The organism is Pseudomonas sp. RIT-PI-S (genome assembly GCF_025642975.1).
Lineage (GTDB): Bacteria > Pseudomonadota > Gammaproteobacteria > Pseudomonadales > Pseudomonadaceae > Aquipseudomonas.
The window spans coordinates 1-18,729 of the sequence record NZ_JANZKJ010000003.1 but is presented as its reverse complement, the minus strand read 5'-3'; the positions used below and the strand labels follow the sequence as shown (position 1 = coordinate 18,729).

Below are 18,729 nucleotides of genomic sequence, written 5' to 3'. Positions count from 1 at the left end.
GAGTTACGGCAGGTCTTTGAGGATGTCTGCCATATCGTCGGCGTGTTCCTCTTCCTGGGCCAGGATGTCTTCGAAGATGCGCCGCGTGGTGGGGTCTTTGTCGCCGATGTACTGCACGATCTCACGGTAGGAGTCGATAGCGATGCGTTCGGCCACGAGGTCTTCGTAGACCATTTCCTTGAGGTTCTTGCCGGCTTTGTATTCGGCGTGGGACAGCGCAGACAGTTTGTCTGGGTTGAACTCTGGCTCTCCACCGAGTTGCACGATGCGCTCGGCCAGGCGGTCGGCGTGTTCGGCTTCCTGTTGCGCGTGCTCCAGGAACTCGTCGGCGGCCACGCTGGCCTTGAGCCCAGTGGCCATGAAGTAGTGGCGCTTGTAGCGCAACGTACACACCAACTCCGTTGCTAAAGATTCATTGAGCAGGCGGATCACTTCTTCGCGGTCGGCGGAGTAGCCTTCGGTTACCGCGCCGTTGTCCACGTTTTGGCGAGCTCGCTCGCGCAGGGCGAGCTTGTCTGTCAGTTGCAGGTTAAGCATAGCGTTCTCCAGGCTGGTTCACGGTGCCCTGGCCCGCTCTGTTCAGCGCTACAGCGCCCGGCAGGCTCAGGTTTAGCTGTGAGTGGCGGCCGCTCCGAAGGTTTCAACCCTTGAGCGAGCCGCGCTTGCCCTCACTTGGCCTGTTCGTTCTGTTTGCGCTGTTCGCAGGTCATGAAGCCCTTGGTGTCCACCAGGCCTGCGTTGTTGAAGCTCACGTAATAGGCCTGCTGGTGGCCATCGCGGTTGAGGATGTAATTGTTGCAGGTGCCATTGGTTGAGCCTGCGGTGCCGTCGATGACAGTCGAAGGTGGGCCGGCAACGGTGAGCACTTGCTGCATGGTCATGCCTTTTTCCACTTGCTTGACCAAAGGCTCGTTACGGTAGGTGACGAAGTCGACCGGGTTCTCCGGGGTGGTCTGGCAACCGGCGAGCATGGCCAGCGCGCAGGCAGCGGTCAGGGTATGCCTATACATGGGTTAACTCCTCGAAAAGCCAAAGTGGCTACGTTTTTTGGAGCTTCGCTTGTGCGCAAGAGTTCGAACTTTCAGCGGTTAAGTCGGGGCAAGCGCGCCGCGAGCTTGGCCCGCCCTGTTAGCGCTGGTGGAGCGGCTGGTTCGCTGGCAGACTGCCCATCCTTCCTGGGTCGTTTGTTCGAGGCCGTATGCCCGTCTTTTCATCGCGTCATGTTCTGATTGCTAGCTGGCTGATGGTTATCGGCGGGTTGCTGCTGGTGTTACCGCTGCATCTGTTGCCCAGCCTGCTCGCGGGGCTGCTGGTGTTCGAGCTGGTCAACGCACTGACCCCGCAGCTGCAACGGCTGATCGCCGGCCCGCGCGCGCGCTGGGTGGCGGTGGCCTTGCTGGGCACGTTGGTGGTCAGTGCCCTGGCACTGATTTTCTTCGGCGCCTTTAGCCTGGTGCTGCACGAAGTGGAAAACCCCGGGGCCTCGCTGGATAAGTTCATGGGCGTGGTAGACCGTGCGCGCGGGCAACTGCCACCTGCCATCGACGCCTACCTGCCGGCCAGCGCGGCGGAGTTTCGGGTAGCCATCGGCGCTTGGCTCGGCAAGCATGTCACTGATCTGCAGCTGATGGGCAAGGATGCGGTGCACACGTTCGTGACCCTGCTGATCGGCATGGTGCTAGGGGCGATCATCGCCTTGCAACGAGCCCCGGAAGACGCTGATCGACGCCCGCTGGCCGCGGCGCTGTACCATCGCCTGACGCTGCTGGTGCAAGCGTTTCGCAATATCGTGTTCGCGCAGATCAAGATCTCTCTGCTCAACACCACCTTCACTGCAATCTTTTTGATGGTGGTATTGCCGTTATTCGGCATCAAGCTACCGCTGACCAAAACCCTCGTCGTGGTGACCTTCCTGCTGGGCTTGCTGCCAGTGATCGGCAACCTGATGTCCAATACCCTGATCACCATCGTCGGGCTGTCGCTGTCCGTCTGGGTGGCGGTGGCCGCGTTGGGTTACCTGATCCTGATCCACAAAGTGGAATACTTCCTCAACGCGCGCATCGTCGGCGGGCAGATCCGCGCCAAATCCTGGGAGTTGCTCCTGGCGATGCTGGTGTGCGAAGCAGCCTTCGGCCTGCCCGGGGTAGTCGCCGGGCCGATCTATTACGCCTACTTGAAAAGCGAGCTGCGTGAGGCGGGGTTGGTGTAGTCGATATCGCGAGCCTGGGCGGAACCGAACCCCGTGAGGGCGGAGCCCGGGAGTTCTCCAGGTTCGCAGGCTGTCGCCCGGTGCCAGGGCCATAGCAGCCAGGCAGGCCCGCGATCAGCCCCGGCTGCGTGTAACGTCTGCCGCCGGCAAGCCGCGCTGCTACGCGTTAGGGCTTGCGGGCGGCCATGGAGTCTCCCTCAAGATCCTCCCCGGCTCAGGCGCCATAGCGCCGCCACGCCTCGATGGCCAGGCCACTGCCGATGCTGCCGAAACGGTTGCCTTCCACGTGGCGGGCGTTAGGGAGCATGGCCGCCACGCTGTCACGCAGGGCCGGGATGCCGCTGGAGCCGCCGGTGAAGAACACCGTATCGACTTGCGCTTCACTCACACCGGCCCGGGTGAGGGTTTCGGTCACGCTGGCGCGGACGCGTTCGAGCAAGCCCTCGATAGCCGCCTGGAACAGCGCACGGGTGAGGTCGACGTTCAAGCCGGGTTCGATCCGGTCCAGCGCCAGCAGGCGGTTCGGCGCTTCGGTGAGCTGGATCTTCGTTTCTTCTACTTCCATGGCCAGCCAATGCCCGGCGCGTTGCTCGATCAGCCGGAACAGGCGGTCGATGCCCAGGGTGTCCTCGATGTCATAGCGCATGTTGCCCAAGGCAATCTGCGACTTCTGCGAGTACACCGAGTTAATGGTGTGCCAAGTGGCCAAGCTCAGGTGATAGCTGGTAGGCATCAGTGCCTGGCTCTTCATCCGGCTGCCGTAGCCGAACAACGGCATCACCCCTTGCAGGCTCAGCTGTTTGTCGAAGTCCGTCCCGCCCACGTGCACGCCGCCTGTGGCGAGGATGTCCTGCTGGCGGTCGGTCAGGGCTCGCCGCTCGGGCGCCAGGCGTACCAGGGAGAAGTCCGAGGTGCCGCCGCCGATGTCGACGATCAGCACCAGCTCTTCACGCTCTATGTTCGACTCGTAGTCGAACGCGGCCGCAATGGGCTCGTACTGGAATGACACGTCCTTGAAGCCAATCTTGCGGGCCACTGCGGCGAGGGTGTCTTCGGCTTCCTGGTCGGCGGCCGGGTCTTCGTCCACGAAGTACACCGGGCGGCCCAGCACCACCTGGTCGAAATCGCGCCCGCCCGCGTGTTCCGCCCGTTGCTTGAGCTGGGCGATGAACAGGCCGAGCAGGTCTTTGAAGGGCAGGGCGCTGCCCAGCACGCTGGTATCGTGCTTGATCAGGCGTGAGCCCAGCAGGCTCTTGAGCGAGCGCATCAGCCGGCCTTCATAACCGTCCAGGTATTCCTTGAGCGCAAGCCGGCCATACACCGGGCGGCGTTCTTCGGCATTGAAGAACACCACGGACGGCAAGGTGATCTTGCCGTCTTCCAAAGGCAGGAGGGTTTCCTCGCCGGGGCGGTACCAGCCCACGGTGGAGTTGGACGTACCAAAGTCGATGCCGCAGGCGCGCGCGAAGGTAGCGGAGGTCATGTATCGGCCCTGGGGGAAAACGGCCGCGCAGTGTATGCCAGCATTGGCCGGAACCGAAGGGCAGTCATCAGTTATTTTTTACCGCCTGTTTGCCTTGAAAGGCAGCCCATGCCCCCCAATCTTCAGGCCATTACCCGCGCGAACATTTGCCACTGGCAACGTCTGATTGATAGACGCCCTCGCGCCTTTCCTTTTCCAGGTGGTACCCACAGATGGATTTCAAAGACTACTACAAGATACTTGGGGTCGAGCCCACCGCGGATGACAAGGCGATCAAGACCGCCTACCGCAAGCTCGCGCGCAAGTATCACCCCGATGTGAGCAAGGAGCCGAACGCCGAGGCGCACTTCAAGGAGGCATCCGAGGCCTATGACGCCCTGAGCAACCCGGAAAAGCGCGCCGAGTACGACGAGCTGCGTAAATATGGCGTGCACGGCAGGCCGTTCCAGGCCCCGCCTGGGTATCGCGGTGGCGCGGATTTCGGCCAGGCCGAGAGCGTCGATTTTTCCGAGTTCTTCAGTTCGATCTTTGGCAATCAGAGCCGCGCCGGCAACCCCTTTGGCAGCGCCCGTGGGCCTTCGCGCAATGCGGGCCGGCGCGGCAAGGACGTCGACCTGGAGCTGGCGCTGTTCCTGGAGGAAACCCTGGCCGGGGAGTCCAAGCAGGTCAGCTTCCGCGTGCCGCAATACAACCCCGCTGGCCAGCCCACCGGCAGCGCCACCAAGACCCTGAACGTGAAGATCCCGGCCGGTGTGGCCGATGGCGAGCGCGTGCGCTTGAAGGGGCAGGGCGGGCCCGGGTACGCCGGTGGCGAGGCCGGGGACCTGTACTTAACCATCCGCTATGCGCCCCACCCACGCTTCAGCGTGGAAGGGCAGGACTTGGTAGTAGAGGTGCCGGTGGCACCCTGGGAGCTGGCGCTGGGGGCAAAGGTGCAGGTGCCCACTCTGACCGGCAAGATCAACCTGACCGTACGCCCCGGCAGCCAGAACGGCCAGCGCCTGCGGGTTAAAGACAACGGCCTGCCGGTCAAGGGTGGCAGCCGTGGAGATCTGCTGGTGCAACTGAAGGTAGTGATGCCGCCACACACCGAAGCCACCCGTGAGCTGTGGGAGAAACTGGCTCACAAGGCAGCGTTCGACCCTAGGGCTTGAACGGGGAACCAAAGAGGCACTCGTAGCAGCCGAGCTCGCGACCGGCCCTAGGCCGATGTTGAGCTGGGCGCTCGTACACGCTGGCGCCGGCCTGCGAACCTCTGCCTGCACGCCCGGTTCGCGGGCTGTCGCCTACTCTCACAAAGGTCGTCTGCTCCCACAACGAAAGGGCCAGCGGGCTAGAACAGGAAATACCGCTGCGCCATCGGCAGTTCCTCGGCGGGCTCGCACCACAGCAGCACGCCGTCGGCCTTGACCTGGTAGGTCTGCGGATCCACCTCGATGGCGGGCTGGTAGTTGTTGTGGATCAAGTCCGCCTTGCCCAACGCCCGGCAACCTTTTACCACGCCAATGGCTTTCTTCAGCCCCAACCGTTCAGGAACGCCAGCAGCCAGGGCCGCCTGGCTGATGAAGGTCAAGCTGGTGGCGTGGCGGGCTCCGGCGAAGCTGCCGAACATGGGCCGGTAATGCACGGGCTGCGGCGTGGGGATGGACGCGTTGGCGTCGCCCATCAAGCTGGCGGCGATGGTCCCGCCTTTTAGGATCAAGCTCGGCTTGACCCCGAAGAACGCCGGCCGCCAAAGCACCAGGTCGGCAAATTTCCCTACTTCGATCGAGCCCACTTCATGGCTGATCCCGTGGGTGATGGCAGGGTTGATGGTGTATTTGGCGATGTAGCGCCTGGCGCGGAAGTTGTCGTTGCGCTCGCTGTCCTCGGGCAGCGGCCCGCGTTGCTTGCGCATCTTATCGGCGGTCTGCCAGGTACGGGTAATGACCTCGCCCACCCGGCCCATGGCCTGGCTGTCGGAGCTGATCATCGAGAATGCACCGAGGTCGTGGAGGATGTCCTCGGCGGCGATGGTTTCGCGGCGGATGCGGCTTTCGGCAAAGGCCACGTCTTCGGCGATGCTCGGGTCCAGGTGATGGCAGACCATGAGCATGTCCAGGTGCTCGTCGATGGTGTTGCGGGTGAACGGCCGCGTCGGGTTGGTCGAGCTGGGCAGCACGTTGGGCAGCCCGCAGGCCTTGATGATGTCTGGCGCGTGGCCGCCGCCGGCGCCTTCGGTGTGATAGGTGTGAATGGTGCGGCCCTTGAAAGCGCCCAGCGTGGTTTCGACGAAGCCAGATTCATTCAAGGTGTCGGTGTGGATCGCCACCTGCACGTCGTACTGGTCGGCGACTGCCAGGCAGTTGTCGATAGCCGCTGGCGTGGTGCCCCAGTCCTCATGCAGCTTCAGGCCGATGGCGCCGGCTTCGACCTGCTCGATCAGTGGGCCGGGCAGGCTGGCGTTGCCCTTGCCGGTAAAGCCCATGTTCATCGGGAACGCATCCGCCGCCTGAAGCATGCGCGCCATGTGCCAGGGGCCGGGCGTGCAGGTGGTGGCGTTGGTGCCGGTCGCAGGGCCGGTGCCGCCGCCGATCATGGTGGTCACCCCGCTCATCAGGGCTTCTTCGATCTGCTGTGGGGCGATGAAGTGAATGTGCGTGTCGATGCCACCGGCGGTGAGGATCATCCCTTCCCCGGCAATGACCTCGGTGCTAGCCCCCAAGGCGATCGTCACCTCGGGTTGGATATCAGGGTTACCGGCCTTGCCAATGGCGGCAATGCGGCCGTTCTTCAGGCCCACGTCGGCCTTGACGATGCCCCAGTGGTCCAGGATCAGCGCATTGGTGATCACCGTGTCCACCACCTCGGCGGCCAGCAGTTGGCCCTGGCCCATGCCGTCGCGAATCACCTTGCCGCCGCCGAACTTCACTTCTTCGCCGTAACAGGTGAAGTCCCGCTCCACCTCGATCCACAACTCCGTATCGGCCAGCCGCACCCGGTCACCGACGGTGGGGCCGAACATGTCGGCATAGGCCTGTTTGCTGATCTTCATTCTTCAAGGCCCCCCATCACTCTGCCTGCAAACCCGAACACCCGGCGCAGCCCGGCCAGGTCCACCAGCTCCACCTCCCGAGCCTGCCCAGGCTCGAATCGCACCGCGGTGCCGGCCGGGATGTTCAGGCGCATGCCGCGGGCGGCGGCGCGATCGAAGGTGAGGGCGTCGTTGGTTTCGAAGAAGTGAAAGTGCGAGCCGACCTGGATCGGCCGGTCGCCGCTGTTCGCCACGGTCAAGCTGAGGGTACGGCGGCCGGCGTTGAGTTCGATCTCGCCATCGTCGATGCGGTATTGCCCAGGAATCATGCGCGCGGTCCTTGGAGGATTTTGTAGTACAGGGAAGTCGGCCGGTACACACCACTCGGCGAGCAGGCGTAATCAGGTATCTGCCCGGCCCGCTGGTAGCCCAGGCCCTCATAGAAGGGCTCCGCCGCCGAGCCGGTTTCGGTGTCCAGGTAAAGCAGCCCTCGGCCCAGGTAGAGGGCCTCGCTTTCCAGGGCGCCCATCAGTTGCGCGCCCAGCCCATGGCGGCGGGCATCGGTACGCACCAGCAGCTTCTGCACTTCGGCACGGTTGAGCCCATTGGGCTTTTGGCACAGGCCCAGTTGCGCGCTGGCCACCACGTGTTCGTCCTTCACCACTACCCAGAGCAGGCGGCTGCCTTGCCTGACTTCGGCGTGTACGGTGTTGAAATATTCCGTGGCCGCGGCAGCATCCACGTCGTTCAGAAAGCCGATGGAGGCGCCATCCGCTACGGCATCGAGCAGCAGCTCGACCAGCCCGGGACGGTAATGGGCGAAACTTTCGACGGTCACGCGGCGCAGCTGGGCCGAGTTCATCGTATTACTCCTGTGGCGGCATGGCGCCAGGGGCGAGAATCAATTGCATGAAGGTCAGGTCGAGCCAGCGCCCGAACTTGAGCCCTACCTGGGGCATCTGCCCGGTGATGCTGAAGCCGTGGCGCTGGTGCAGCCGGATCGACGAGGCGTTGCCGCTTTCGATCGCCGCCACCACCACGTGCTTGCCACAGGCACGGGCACGCTCGAGCAAGGGTTGCAGCAGCTTTGAGCCTAGCCCCTGGCCGCGTTGACCATCACGCACGTATATCGAGTTCTCGACGCTGTGGCGGAAGCCGTCGAAAGGGCGCCAGTCGCCAAAGGAGGCGTAACCCAGCACCTGCCCGGCGCCATCCACCGCGACCAGGATCGGATAGCCCTGTTGCTGGCGCAGTTCGAACCACGCCTGGCGGTTAGCGAGGTCGACTTGGCTGTCGTTCCAGATCGCCGTGGTGTTGGCCACCGCATCGTTATAGATGCTCAGAATAGTGGGCAGGTCCGCCGGGGTAGCATCTCGAATGTCGATACTCATCAGGGCCTCAAACGATGGGCTGGTGAACGGTCACAAGTTTGGTGCCGTCCGGGAAGGTGGCCTCGACCTGGATCTCCGGGATCATCTCGGCGATGCCGTCCATCACTTGGTCGCGGCTGAGCAGGGTAGTGCCGTAGTGCATCAGCTCGGCGACCGTTCGGCCATCGCGCGCGCCTTCGAGCAGCGCGGCGGAAATGTACGCCATCGCTTCGGGATAGTTGAGTTTCAACCCCCGGGCCAGGCGCCGTTCGGCGACCAGGCCGGCGGTGAAAATCAGCAGCTTGTCTTTCTCGCGTGGGGTCAGGTCCATGGCGGTTCCGTTAGGTTCAAGTGGTCCAGATGCGCGGCACGACCGCTTCCCGGCCTAATAAAGCCGGGCGCAGCAACCGCCACAGGCTGATCAGCCAGTCGCGGGCATGCAGGGCTTCGCTGGCGAGGCAGCGCGCGATCAACAGCCCCGGCAACTGGCTGAGGTCACCCTGCCCCTGGCAGGGTAGCGCGCGGCATTGTTCCAGCAGCGCTGGGCCGGCCTCGCCGGTGACCAGCAGGGTGGCGAACACCGGCTGGCCGCGCAAGCCAATCGGTGAGGCCAGCAGGCGGTCGCCGCCCACCAGGCGCTGGTGCTCGTGCCACAGCAGCTGGCCGTCGCGGCGTACATCCAGCGCGGCCTGGAAGCAGCCAGTGCTGAAAGCCTCGCCACTGGCCGGGCGGCCCAGGGCGACTACATCCCAGTAACACAGGCGGGCATCGCCTTCCAGGTTGATGTTCGTGTGCAGCTCGGCCTGGGCGCCGCTGAACACGATGGTTTCCTGCGGCAGCCATTCCAGCGTCGCGCCAGCCGCCGCGTGAAGCTCGAGGGTTTGCCGGGCCGGTGATCCCGCCCGGTACCACTTGGCCGCGCCAGGGCTGGTCAGCTGCGCCCAGGCGTGTTCGCCCACGCTGGCCGAGAGGGCCAGGCGATCACCGCCGGCGATGCCAGCGGGCGGGTGGATGATGATGTGCTGGCACACCTGCGGGCCTTCCGGATAGAGGTGCTTCTGCACCCGCAGCGGGCCCAGGTGACGGCGGCGCACCGGCCGCGTGCAGCCATCGCTGCGGGCGTAGGCCAGCTCCAGTTCGGCATGCCAATGGGGGATGAACAACGCGGGCAAGGTCATGGGGTCAGATCGTCACCAGGCCGCGAACGCCGTCGGCTTCCATGTCGGCGCCACGGCCTTCGCGGATGATCTCGCCACGGGCCATCACCATGTAATGGTCGGCAAGCTCCGCGGCAAAGTCATAGAACTGTTCCACCAGCAGGATGGCCATGTCGCCTCGTGCCGCCAGCTTGCGGATCACCGCCCCGATCTCCTTGATCACTGAGGGCTGAATGCCCTCGGTGGGCTCGTCGAGAATCAGCAGCCGCGGCCGGCTGGCCAGCGCCCGGCCGATAGCGAGCTGTTGCTGCTGGCCACCGGAAAGGTCGCCGCCACGGCGGTGTTTCATCTGCAGCAGCACCGGGAACAGCTCGTAGATAAACCCAGGCACCTCTCGCGCCTCGCGAGCGGGGAAGCGAGACAGGCCCATCAGCAGGTTCTCCTCCACGGTGAGCCGCGGGAAGATTTCCCGCCCCTGGGGCACATAGGCGATACCGGCCTGCACCCGCTGATGCGGCTTGAACCCGGTAACCGCCTGGCCATCCCAGCGCACTTGGCCTTCCTTGGCCGGCAGCAGCCCCATCAGGCAACGCAGCAGGGTGGTCTTGCCCACGCCATTGCGCCCAAGCAGGCACGTAACCTCGCCCACCCGCGCCTCGAAGGAAAGGCCCCGCAGGATGTGGCTGCCGCCGTAGAACTGGTGAAGGTCTGAAACTTCAAGCATGGTTACGTCCTTATTAAACCCGTAGCAGCACGGCTTGCCGGCGATCGTGCGCGGCGACGAGCTTCACAGTGGTGTTGCGCCCGGCATTGCCGCTTGCAGCCCTTCAACTTGCCGCTCCCCGAAGGGGCGCCTTAGCGCCCCAGGTACACCTCGATAACCCGTTCATCCGCCTGCACGTCTTCCAGCGAGCCCTCGGCCAATACGCTGCCTTGGTGCAGCACCGTTACGTGGTCGGCGATGGTGCCCACAAAGCCCATGTCGTGCTCGACCACCATCAGCGAACGCTGGCCGGCCAGGCCCTTGAACAGCTCGGCGGTGAATTCGGTTTCCGCGTCGGTCATGCCTGCCACGGGCTCATCCAGCAACAGTAGCTGGGGATCCTGCATCAGCAGCATGCCGATTTCCAAAAACTGCTTTTGCCCGTGAGACAGCAGCCCCGCCGGCCGCTGAGCGAAGGCGTCCAGGCGAATAGTGCCAAGGGTTCGCTCGATGTGGTCGCGCTGTTCGCCGTTCAGCCGCGCCCGCAGGCTAGCCCATACCGACTTGTCGGTTTTCTGCGCCAGCTCAAGGTTTTCGAACACAGTCAGTGCTTCGAATACCGTGGGCTTCTGGAATTTGCGGCCAATCCCGGCCTGGGCAATCTGCACTTCGCTCATCTGGGTCAGGTCCAGGGTTTCGCCGAACCAGGCCTTGCCGGCGGTGGGCCGGGTTTTGCCGGTGATCACGTCCATCAAGGTGGTCTTGCCGGCGCCGTTGGGGCCGATGATGCAGCGCAGCTCGCCCACGCCGATGTAGAGGTTCAGGTTATTGAGCGCCTTGAAGCCGTCGAAGCTGACGCTGATGTCTTCCAGGGTGAGGATGGTGCCGTGGCGGGTATCCAGGCCACCGGTGCTGGCGCCGCCCAGGCCGAGGGCGTCACGGCTGGTGCCGGCGTCTTGGTTAGGGTTCAGCGCAGGTTCGAGCATCAGGCTGGGCACGCTTCTCACACGTCACCTCGCTTGTTCAGCAGGCCGATCACGCCCTTGGGCAGGTAAAGGGTTACCACGATAAACAGTGCGCCAAGGAAGAACAGCCAGTATTCGGGGAACGCCACGGTGAACCAGCTCTTCATGCCATTGACCAGGCCCGCGCCCAACAGCGGGCCGATCAAGGTGCCACGGCCGCCAAGGGCGACCCAGACGGCCGCTTCGATGGAGTTGGTCGGAGACATTTCGCTTGGGTTGATGATGCCCACTTGAGGCACGTACAGCGCGCCGGCCAGGCCGCACAGCACGGCGCTGAGCACCCATACGAACAGCTTGAAGCCACGCGGATCGTAGCCGCAGAACATCAGGCGGTTTTCCGCGTCGCGCAGGGCCGTGAGGACGCGCCCGAACTTGCTCCGCGCCAGGCGCCAGCCGAGCAAAAGGCTAGCCAGCAGCAGCGCCACCGTGAGCAGGAACAACACCGCGCGGGTGCCTTGGGACGTGACCGAAAACCCGAGCAGCGTGCGAAAGTTAGTGAAGCCGTTGTTACCGCCGAAGCCGGTTTCGTTGCGAAAGAACAGCAGCGTGCCGGCGAAGGTCAGCGCTTGGGTCATGATCGAGAAGTACACGCCCTTGATTCGTGAGCGGAAGGCGAAGAAGCCGAACACCAGCGCCAGCAACCCCGGCGCCAGCACCACCAGGCACAGCGCCCAGAGAAAATGCTCGGTGCCCACCCAATACCACGGCAGCTCGCTCCACGACAGGAAGGTCATGAACGCCGGCAGCCCGTCGCCGGCCGCCTCGCGCATCAGGTACATGCCCATGGCGTAGCCGCCCAGCGCGAAGAACAACCCGTGGCCGAGGGACAACAGCCCGGCATAGCCCCATACCAGGTCCAGCGCTAACGCGACTATGGCGTAGCAGAGGATCTTGCCCACCAGGGTGAGCGTATAGGCCGACACTTGCAGGCTGCTGCCTTCTGGCAACAGCGACAGCAGCGGCAACGCCAGCAGGACGGCCAGGCCTACCATGCCCACGGCAATGGACAGGCGCGGCCCGGCCTTGCGTGCAACGGAAACCATCAGGGGTTGGTTCATCAGTCGATCACCCGCCCTTTGAGTGCGAAAAGCCCCTGCGGGCGTTTCTGGATGAACAGGATGATCAACGCCAGGATAAGGATCTTGCCCAGCACCGCGCCGATCTGCGGCTCAAGGAACTTGTTGGCGATGCCCAGGCCGAAGGCCGCGCAGATACTCCCCGCCAATTGCCCCACGCCGCCTAGCACCACCACCAGGAAGGAGTCGATGATGTAGCTCTGGCCCAGGTCCGGGCCGACGTTGCCGATCTGGCTCAGCGCTACCCCGCCCAGCCCGGCGATGCCCGAGCCCAGGCCGAAGGCGAGCATGTCGACCCGCCCGGTAGGCACCCCGCAGCAGGCGGCCATGTTGCGGTTCTGAGTGACTGCGCGCACGTTGAGGCCCAGCCGGGTTTTGTTCAGGAGCAGCCAGGTGAGCCCCACCACGAACAGTGAGAAACCGATGATCACCAGGCGGTTGTACGGCAGCACCAGGTTGGGCAGCAGTTGAACCCCGCCGGAGAGCCACGCGGGGTTGGCGACCTCGACGTTTTGCGCGCCGAACAACAGGCGGATCAACTGGATCAGGATCAGGCTGATGCCCCAGGTTGCCAGCAGGGTTTCCAGCGGGCGCCCATACAGGTGGCGGATCACCGTGCGCTCCAACGCCATGCCGATGGCCGCGGTCACGAAGAACGCCGCCGGCAGTGCCACCAGCGGGTACCACGCCAGCGCAGCGGGGGCATAGTGCTGAAGCAACGACTGCACCACATAGGTGGTGTAGGCGCCGAGCATCAGCATCTCGCCGTGAGCCATGTTGATGACCCCGAGCAGGCCGAAGGTGATGGCCAGGCCGAGGGCGGCCAGCAACAGGATCGAGCCTAGGGAAAGCCCGCTGAACGCCTGCCCGAGCAGCTCGCCGATCCTCAGCTGACGGTTGATCTGCACCAGGCTGGTCTGGGCGGCGGTGCGCACCCCCGCGTCGGCCTCGGCGCCGGGCTCGAGCAGCGCTTGCAGGCGCGTACGGGCCACCGGGTCACCCGTCTCGCCGAGCAACCGCACTGCCCGCAGGCGCACCTCGGCGGCGGGGTCGGTGAGTTGCAGGTTGGCCAACGCCAGCCCCAGGGCGGCCTTCACCACGGGCACCTGTTCACCCTCGAACTGATGCTGCAAGGCGCCGACCTGGCCGGGCAAAGCGCTGCGCTGTAACTGCTGCGCGGCAGCCAGGCGCGTGGGGTTGTCATTGGAGAGTAATTGATGGCTGGCCAGGGCATTGTTGACCAGGCCGCGTAATCGGTTATTGAGGCGCAGCTTGCGCGGCTCGTCGCTGGGCACGGGGGTATCAATGCCTTGCAACTTGCCGTCGGTGTCGATAAAGGGGTGCTTCTCGCTGTCGGCGGCCAGCCGGCCATCTTGCAGTGCCTGGAGCAGGCCAAGGCGTTCAGGCACCGGCTGCGCAGCCCAGGTTTCCAGCAACTTGGCCTGGCCCGTGGCATCGCTTGCCACGAAATCTCCAGCATCACTGGCGTGGGCGGCCAGCGGCAGCAGCAGGGCGAAAAGCAACAGCAGGCGGTCAATACGCATCAGGCTTTCCTCACGCCTTGGCGGCACCTGCTCGAGCGCAGGGCCGCGGCCCATGGAGGCGGTGGGTCAGTTGCTCTTCACCGGGTGGTCAGGCTTTTTGTCGTTGCCGGGGATGAACGGGCTCCACGGCTGGGCGCGGATGGGCTCTTTGGTTTGCCACACCACGTTGAACTGACCGTCGTCCTGGATTTCACCGATCATCACCGGCTTGTGCAGGTGGTGGTTGGTGTTGTCCATGGTCAGGGTAAAGCCCGAGGGCGCCTTGAAGGTCTGCCCGGCCATGGCTTCACGCACTTTGTCCACATCGGTGCTCTTGGCCTTCTCCACTGCCTGCGCCCACATGTGGATGCCCACGTAGGTGGCTTCCATCGGGTCGTTGGTCACGGTGGTGTTGGCATTAGGCAGGTTGTGGGCCTGGGCATAGGCCTTCCAATCCGCGACGAATTTCTTGTTGACGTCGTTCTCCACCGATTCGAAGTAGTTCCAGGCGGCGAGGTTGCCCACCAGCGGCTTGGTATCGATACCGCGCAATTCTTCTTCGCCCACCGAGAAGGCCACCACTGGCACCTCGGTCGCCTTCAGCCCCTGGTTGGCCAGCTCTTTGTAGAACGGCACGTTGGAGTCGCCGTTGACGGTCGAGATGACCGCGGTTTTGCCGCCGGCGGAGAACTTCTTGATGTTGGCAACGATGGTTTGGTAATCGCTGTGGCCGAAAGGGGTGTACACCTCTTCGATGTCTTTGTCGGCCACGCCCTTGCTGTGCAGGAAGGCACGCAAGATCTTGTTGGTGGTGCGTGGATACACGTAGTCCGTGCCCAGGAGGAAGAAGCGCTTGGCCGCGCCGCCGTCTTCACTCATCAGGTATTCCACCGCGGGAATGGCCTGCTGGTTGGGGGCTGCGCCGGTGTAGAACACGTTGGGGCTCATTTCCTCGCCTTCGTACTGCACCGGGTAGAAGAGCAGCCCGTTGAGTTCCTCGAACACCGGCAGCACGGATTTGCGCGACACGGAGGTCCAGCAGCCGAACACCACCGCGACCTTGTCCTGGGTCAGCAGCTGACGGCCTTTTTCCGCGAACAGCGGCCAGTTGGAAGCTGGGTCCACCACCACTGGCTCAAGCTGCTTACCGTTGACCCCGCCGGCTTTGTTGATCTCGTCGATGGTCATCAGGGCCATGTCCTTGAGGGACGTTTCGGAGATCGCCATGGTCCCGGAGAGCGAATGCAGAATGCCAACCTTGATGGTTTCCGCGGCCTGGACGGTCCAGGTCAAGCCCATCGCGGCAACGGAAGCCGAGAGGGTAAAAGCCTTTAGCAAACTGCGGCGCTTCATGTGCTATCTCCAGTGCTTTGGTTTTTGGTCTTTGGATGGGCAGACGGCATGCTCCTGAACGGGTCATTGCAAGGGGTATGCCGAAAGAGCGGAACGGGCCTGGGGCGGGGATCCTGACGGATCGGTCAACCCCGGCGTTGCGCCAGGGTGGGGCTCGAAGCGGGGGGTGGTGCGCGGTTGTGCCTGTTTGTGGTGCTGCTACCGCTAACGGACTGGGAGCCGACGCGTGTGGGAGCGGGCGCAGCCCGCGAACCCGATGCAACGGACTCACAAGAGAGATCGGGTTGCGAATGTGGGCCCGCGGGGCGTCACCCGCCCCTGTAATTATCGGAGGGCTGGGTTACGCATCCAGCGCAGCACGCCGTATTCCAGCAGCGCGACCAGCACCAGCGACGCACCTACCAGCGGGAAGGCCACGCCCAACATCACCATCACGCCCACGGCGGTTTTCCACAGCGGCAGGCCGTGGCGCAGTGGCGGTACGCCCAACTGGCCCGTGGGCCGGCGTTTCCACCAGATCACCAGGCCGCTGAGGGCGCTGAGCAGCACCATCAGGCAGATCACCAGCACGATCAGTTGGTTGGCCAGGCCGAACATACGCCCTTCGTGCAGCATCACCGCCAGCTCCGTAGCCCGGGCGACCGGGCCGTACTGTGCCCAGCGCACGTCCACCAGCACCTTACCGGTGTACTGGTCGATGTGCAGGGTTGCGTCGTTGCGCGGGTCGTCGGCGAACACCGAAACCGTGTAAACGCCGCTGCCGGTTTTCGGCAGGGTGATGCTGTAGCCTGGGTGAACGCCAGCGCGCTCAGCGGTTTCAATCACCGCCTGTAGGCCCACTTGCGGCGCTGCCGGGTCGTTGCCCGCAGTGGCGTGGCCCATATGCTCGGCATGGGCGCCGCTGCTCATGGGCATGGGCGTGGTTTCCAGGGCCCAGGGCACGGTCTGTTGGCTGGCGTTCTCGTTCAGGCTGCGGGCCTTTACATCCGAAAGCGGGATATCGCTGAACATGCCCACTGGAAAGCGATTCCACAGCTCGGCGTATTGCTTGCCCCAGATACCGGTCCAAGTCATGCCGGTGAGCAGCATGAACAGCAGCGTTAGCGAGCCCCAGAAACCGACCACCGCGTGCAGGTCTCGCCAGAACAGCCGGCCGCGGCTGCGCAGGCGCGGCCAGAACACCCCGGCCCCCTTGCTGCCGCGGGGCCACCACAGGTACAGCCCAGACACCACCAGCACAATGCCCCAGCCGGCGGCCAGTTCCACCGCGGCATCGCCAACCTTGCCGATCATCAATTCGCCGTGCAGCTTGCGGGCAATGGCTTGGAGGTTATAGGTGGCGTCTTGAGTGCCCAGCACCTGCCCGCGGTAGGGGTCGATAAACAGGTTGAGTGTGGTGCCGCCGGCCTGCAGCACGAACTGCCCGCTGCTCTCTGGCGTAGCCGGCGGCAGGTATTGGTCGATGCTGGCGCTCGGGTATCGTTCACGCACCTGGGCAAGCAGGGTATCTGCCGGCAATTCCTGCCCCGCGGCCTCTACTCGCATCAGGTGTGGATAAAGCAACGGGTCCAGTTGCGGCTTGAACAGGTAAACGATGCCGGTGATGGCCAGCAGGATCAGCACCGGGGCGACCAGCAGGCCGGCATAGAAGTGCCACCGCCACGCCAGGTTGTAGAACGAAACGCTGTTGCTGCGCATGGGGCCTCCTAGAAGCTCAAGTCCACTTGGGTCCAGAGCGTACGCCCCGGTTCGTTGACGGGGCGGGTGCCATCGCCTGGATAGCCGAAGCCGGCATTGCCCGCGAGGTTGAGGTGTTCGGCGTAGGTTTTGCCGAAGAGGTTGTCCACCCCGGCGCTGACTTTCAGGTGCTTGTTCAGGCGCACCGCGCCGTTAAGGGAAAACACCCCGAAACCGGGCGTGTCGCGGTAGTCCTTGCCCACCACATTGCCGCGGCCGGGGTCGGTGCGGTGCTGCGCGCTGGCCAGCCGCCAAAGCGCCCCGGCGCTCCAGCGATCGTGGAGGTAGGTCAGGCCCAGACGGGTTTCCAATGGGGGCATCTGCGCCAGGGCGGTGCCATCGCTGCGGTTTTCGCCCCAGGCGTAGGCGAGGGTGGCATCGGCCTTCCAGTGGTCGTTGAAACGCCAGGCGCTGCCCAGTTCGCCGCCCGCGATGTGCGCATTGATATTGCGCGCCATGGACTGGCCGCCGGTGTAGTCGAACAGGATGTAATCGCGCACTTCCCCGGCGTAGGCCGACACCCAGGCTTCCAGTTGCTCGCCTTGGTACTGCAAGCCGGTGTCCAGCTGGGTGGTTTTTTCCGGGCGGATCGCGGCGAACGCGTTGGCACTGCCCGCTGGCCCGCTGGTGGCTGAATACAGCTCCCAGTAGTCCGGGAAGCGCTGCGCATGGCCCAGGCCGGCATAGGCCGTCAGTGGTAGGCCCTGCAGGTCGTGTTCATAGCGCACGAAGCCGCTGGGCAGGGTGTCGTTGCGCTCGTGGCCGGCGGTAGGGTTTGGCCGAGCGGCCATCCCCGAGCCAAGGGTGGTGCGGTAGTCCTTGGCGCTGGCCCGGTCCAGCCGGGCGCCGCCGATCCAGCGGCCTTGCTCGCTGGCGTGCCAGGTCAGCTCGGCAAAGGCCCCCAGGTCGGTCATCTCCGCGTCTTTACTGCGAGGCACCTCTTTGTAGGCGCCTTCCCCCATCGCGGACCGCTTGCGGTGCTCGCTGGTTTGCGCATCCACCCCGGCCACCAGTTCCACGTCCTGCCATTCCCACGTGCCCTTGAGCCGCCCTCCGAGGGTGCGCCGGTCCACGTTACTGGCCATGGGGCCGGCCATCATGCCGCCGCTTGGCGGCGTGCGCAGGCTGTAGTTATCCATCACGTGGTCGGCGTAGTTGTAATACAGCTGGGCTTCTATCCCCTGCCATACCTCGCCCAGGCCGTGGCGCTCCATCCGCAGGCCCAGGCTTTCGCGCTTGAAGCTGGCGCCGTCCATGCCACGCCCGGCATAGCGCGCCTCACCGTCGCCTTTGCCGGCAGACAGCTCGACCAGGCTGTCGGGGTCGGGTGTCCAGCCCAGGGCGAGGTCGCCATTCCACTTGCGCCAGCGCGAGGGGACAGTGTTGCCGCTGCCGTCGGAGTAGTCATCGGCAAAGGCCTCGTTGGCGATGAAACGCGCATAGCCCTCGCGGCTGCCGGCGGCAGTATCCAGCCGGCGCTCGAAGCGGCCGTTGGAGCCGGCCAGCAAGGTGGCGTCGGCCCTGGCGCCTGGCTCTTCAAAGGCCTCCGGGTCCCGCTCGAAACGCACCGTGCCGGCGGAAGCTCCAGGGCCCCATTGCACCGTCTGCGGGCCCTTGACCACTACCAGGCGGTCGTAGCTCTGGGGCGCGATATACGAGGTGGGTGCGTCCATGCGGCCGGGGCAGGCGCCGACGATCTGCCCGCCGTTGGCGAGGATATTCAGCCTGGAGCCGAACATGCCGCGCAACACCGGGTCGCCATTGCTGCCGCCATTGCGGATGGCGCTGAAGCCGGGAATGGTCTTGAGGTAATCGGCGCCATCAGTGGCCGGGAGCGGCTGCCTTGGGGCCTTGGGATCGGTGGTGATGGTCAGCGGAGAAGTAGGCGCTACGGCGGTGACTACGGTCGGCGCCAGTTCAACGTCCTCGGGGCGGCCGGGGCGCAGGTCTTCGGCGGCCAATGCCGTTGGGCTGGCCAAGGCACCTAGCAGCAGCGCGGCGGAGCGGGGGGAGCGGAGTGCAGAAAGAAAGGCAGGCATGGTTTTCCCACGGAATGAGCGTTCAGGCACGAGCGATGGCA

Annotated in this window: 18 protein-coding genes; 2 read left to right on the top strand and 16 right to left on the bottom strand. The window is 64.6% G+C overall.

Annotated features, from left to right (window positions below; all coding sequences use genetic code 11):
- Positions 1 to 3: 3 nt before the first annotated feature.
- Together OGL93_RS06135 and osmE are read right to left on the bottom strand one after the other, a co-directional pair.
- On the bottom strand, positions 4 to 537 hold the full coding sequence (locus OGL93_RS06135; protein WP_263261545.1) for a ferritin-like domain-containing protein: 534 nt from the start codon (positions 535 to 537) through the stop codon (positions 4 to 6).
- 131 nt (positions 538 to 668) lie between these two features.
- A complete protein-coding gene (gene osmE, locus OGL93_RS06130) occupies positions 669 to 1,010 on the bottom strand; it encodes an osmotically-inducible lipoprotein OsmE (protein ID WP_263261543.1) in 342 nt (113 codons plus the stop codon).
- A 188-nt stretch (positions 1,011 to 1,198) separates the two neighbouring features.
- Between osmE and OGL93_RS06125 the strand changes: the two genes are divergently transcribed.
- Positions 1,199 to 2,209 (top strand): hypothetical protein, encoded by a 1,011-nt coding sequence (locus tag OGL93_RS06125; protein ID WP_263261542.1) that lies wholly within the window; start codon positions 1,199 to 1,201, stop codon positions 2,207 to 2,209.
- A 214-nt stretch (positions 2,210 to 2,423) separates the two neighbouring features.
- On the opposite strand, the gene OGL93_RS06120 is transcribed toward OGL93_RS06125, so the two are convergent.
- Positions 2,424 to 3,692, bottom strand: coding sequence for an Hsp70 family protein (locus OGL93_RS06120; protein ID WP_263261541.1), 1,269 nt, complete (start codon positions 3,690 to 3,692; stop codon positions 2,424 to 2,426).
- A gap of 212 nt (positions 3,693 to 3,904) precedes the next feature.
- On the opposite strand from OGL93_RS06120, the gene OGL93_RS06115 reads away from it, so the two are divergent.
- On the top strand, positions 3,905 to 4,846 hold the full coding sequence (locus tag OGL93_RS06115) for a DnaJ C-terminal domain-containing protein (protein ID WP_263261540.1): 942 nt from the start codon (positions 3,905 to 3,907) through the stop codon (positions 4,844 to 4,846).
- A gap of 179 nt (positions 4,847 to 5,025) precedes the next feature.
- On the opposite strand, the gene ureC is transcribed toward OGL93_RS06115, so the two are convergent.
- The 13 genes from ureC to OGL93_RS06050 all read right to left on the bottom strand — a co-directional run bounded on the left by ureC (position 5,026) and on the right by OGL93_RS06050 (position 18,688).
- A complete protein-coding gene (ureC, locus tag OGL93_RS06110; protein WP_263261539.1) occupies positions 5,026 to 6,726 on the bottom strand; it encodes an urease subunit alpha in 1,701 nt (566 codons plus the stop codon).
- A complete protein-coding gene (locus tag OGL93_RS06105) occupies positions 6,723 to 7,034 on the bottom strand; it encodes an urease subunit beta (protein ID WP_263261537.1) in 312 nt (103 codons plus the stop codon). The genes ureC and OGL93_RS06105 overlap by 4 nt, the downstream gene beginning before the upstream one ends.
- Positions 7,031 to 7,567, bottom strand: coding sequence for a GNAT family N-acetyltransferase (locus OGL93_RS06100; protein ID WP_263261536.1), 537 nt, complete (start codon positions 7,565 to 7,567; stop codon positions 7,031 to 7,033). Before OGL93_RS06100 ends, OGL93_RS06105 begins: the two co-directional genes overlap by 4 nt.
- Before the next feature lie 4 nt (positions 7,568 to 7,571).
- Positions 7,572 to 8,096 carry a GNAT family N-acetyltransferase gene (locus tag OGL93_RS06095; RefSeq protein WP_263261535.1) on the bottom strand — a complete coding sequence of 175 codons (525 nt, stop codon included), beginning with the start codon at positions 8,094 to 8,096 and terminating at the stop codon, positions 7,572 to 7,574.
- A gap of 7 nt (positions 8,097 to 8,103) precedes the next feature.
- Positions 8,104 to 8,406 (bottom strand): urease subunit gamma, encoded by a 303-nt coding sequence (ureA, locus tag OGL93_RS06090; RefSeq protein WP_263261533.1) that lies wholly within the window; start codon positions 8,404 to 8,406, stop codon positions 8,104 to 8,106.
- A 16-nt stretch (positions 8,407 to 8,422) separates the two neighbouring features.
- Positions 8,423 to 9,253, bottom strand: coding sequence for an urease accessory protein UreD (locus OGL93_RS06085; protein ID WP_263261531.1), 831 nt, complete (start codon positions 9,251 to 9,253; stop codon positions 8,423 to 8,425).
- Between the two features lie 4 nt (positions 9,254 to 9,257).
- Entirely contained in the window at positions 9,258 to 9,956 is a 699-nt protein-coding gene (urtE, locus tag OGL93_RS06080) for an urea ABC transporter ATP-binding subunit UrtE (protein ID WP_263261529.1), read from the bottom strand.
- A gap of 131 nt (positions 9,957 to 10,087) precedes the next feature.
- Positions 10,088 to 10,942 (bottom strand): urea ABC transporter ATP-binding protein UrtD, encoded by an 855-nt coding sequence (gene urtD, locus OGL93_RS06075; protein WP_263261527.1) that lies wholly within the window; start codon positions 10,940 to 10,942, stop codon positions 10,088 to 10,090.
- On the bottom strand, positions 10,939 to 12,018 hold the full coding sequence (gene urtC / locus OGL93_RS06070) for an urea ABC transporter permease subunit UrtC (RefSeq protein WP_263261525.1): 1,080 nt from the start codon (positions 12,016 to 12,018) through the stop codon (positions 10,939 to 10,941). The genes urtD and urtC overlap by 4 nt, the downstream gene beginning before the upstream one ends.
- Positions 12,018 to 13,580 (bottom strand): urea ABC transporter permease subunit UrtB, encoded by a 1,563-nt coding sequence (gene urtB, locus OGL93_RS06065; protein WP_263261523.1) that lies wholly within the window; start codon positions 13,578 to 13,580, stop codon positions 12,018 to 12,020. Before urtB ends, urtC begins: the two co-directional genes overlap by 1 nt.
- Before the next feature lie 66 nt (positions 13,581 to 13,646).
- Complete coding sequence (gene urtA / locus OGL93_RS06060; protein WP_263261521.1) at positions 13,647 to 14,912, bottom strand: urea ABC transporter substrate-binding protein; 1,266 nt, start codon at positions 14,910 to 14,912, stop codon at positions 13,647 to 13,649.
- A 324-nt stretch (positions 14,913 to 15,236) separates the two neighbouring features.
- Complete coding sequence (locus OGL93_RS06055) at positions 15,237 to 16,610, bottom strand: PepSY domain-containing protein (protein WP_263261519.1); 1,374 nt, start codon at positions 16,608 to 16,610, stop codon at positions 15,237 to 15,239.
- A gap of 8 nt (positions 16,611 to 16,618) precedes the next feature.
- Entirely contained in the window at positions 16,619 to 18,688 is a 2,070-nt protein-coding gene (locus OGL93_RS06050) for a TonB-dependent copper receptor (protein WP_263261944.1), read from the bottom strand.
- Positions 18,689 to 18,729: the final 41 nt, after the last annotated feature.

Coding starts and splice junctions, on each gene's coding strand:
- ureA (WP_263261533.1), bottom strand. CDS start 8,406: ATGGACCTGACCCCACGCGAGAAAGACAAGCTGCTGATTTTCACCGCC.
- OGL93_RS06095 (WP_263261535.1), bottom strand. CDS start 8,096: ATGAGTATCGACATTCGAGATGCTACCCCGGCGGACCTGCCCACTATT.
- OGL93_RS06120 (WP_263261541.1), bottom strand. CDS start 3,692: ATGACCTCCGCTACCTTCGCGCGCGCCTGCGGCATCGACTTTGGTACG.
- urtA (WP_263261521.1), bottom strand. CDS start 14,912: ATGAAGCGCCGCAGTTTGCTAAAGGCTTTTACCCTCTCGGCTTCCGTT.
- OGL93_RS06115 (WP_263261540.1), top strand. CDS start 3,905: ATGGATTTCAAAGACTACTACAAGATACTTGGGGTCGAGCCCACCGCG.
- OGL93_RS06050 (WP_263261944.1), bottom strand. CDS start 18,688: ATGCCTGCCTTTCTTTCTGCACTCCGCTCCCCCCGCTCCGCCGCGCTG.
- OGL93_RS06105 (WP_263261537.1), bottom strand. CDS start 7,034: ATGATTCCTGGGCAATACCGCATCGACGATGGCGAGATCGAACTCAAC.
- urtB (WP_263261523.1), bottom strand. CDS start 13,580: ATGCGTATTGACCGCCTGCTGTTGCTTTTCGCCCTGCTGCTGCCGCTG.
- OGL93_RS06100 (WP_263261536.1), bottom strand. CDS start 7,567: ATGAACTCGGCCCAGCTGCGCCGCGTGACCGTCGAAAGTTTCGCCCAT.
- OGL93_RS06055 (WP_263261519.1), bottom strand. CDS start 16,610: ATGCGCAGCAACAGCGTTTCGTTCTACAACCTGGCGTGGCGGTGGCAC.
- ureC (WP_263261539.1), bottom strand. CDS start 6,726: ATGAAGATCAGCAAACAGGCCTATGCCGACATGTTCGGCCCCACCGTC.
- urtC (WP_263261525.1), bottom strand. CDS start 12,018: ATGAACCAACCCCTGATGGTTTCCGTTGCACGCAAGGCCGGGCCGCGC.
- osmE (WP_263261543.1), bottom strand. CDS start 1,010: ATGTATAGGCATACCCTGACCGCTGCCTGCGCGCTGGCCATGCTCGCC.
- urtE (WP_263261529.1), bottom strand. CDS start 9,956: ATGCTTGAAGTTTCAGACCTTCACCAGTTCTACGGCGGCAGCCACATC.
- OGL93_RS06125 (WP_263261542.1), top strand. CDS start 1,199: ATGCCCGTCTTTTCATCGCGTCATGTTCTGATTGCTAGCTGGCTGATG.
- OGL93_RS06085 (WP_263261531.1), bottom strand. CDS start 9,253: ATGACCTTGCCCGCGTTGTTCATCCCCCATTGGCATGCCGAACTGGAG.
- OGL93_RS06135 (WP_263261545.1), bottom strand. CDS start 537: ATGCTTAACCTGCAACTGACAGACAAGCTCGCCCTGCGCGAGCGAGCT.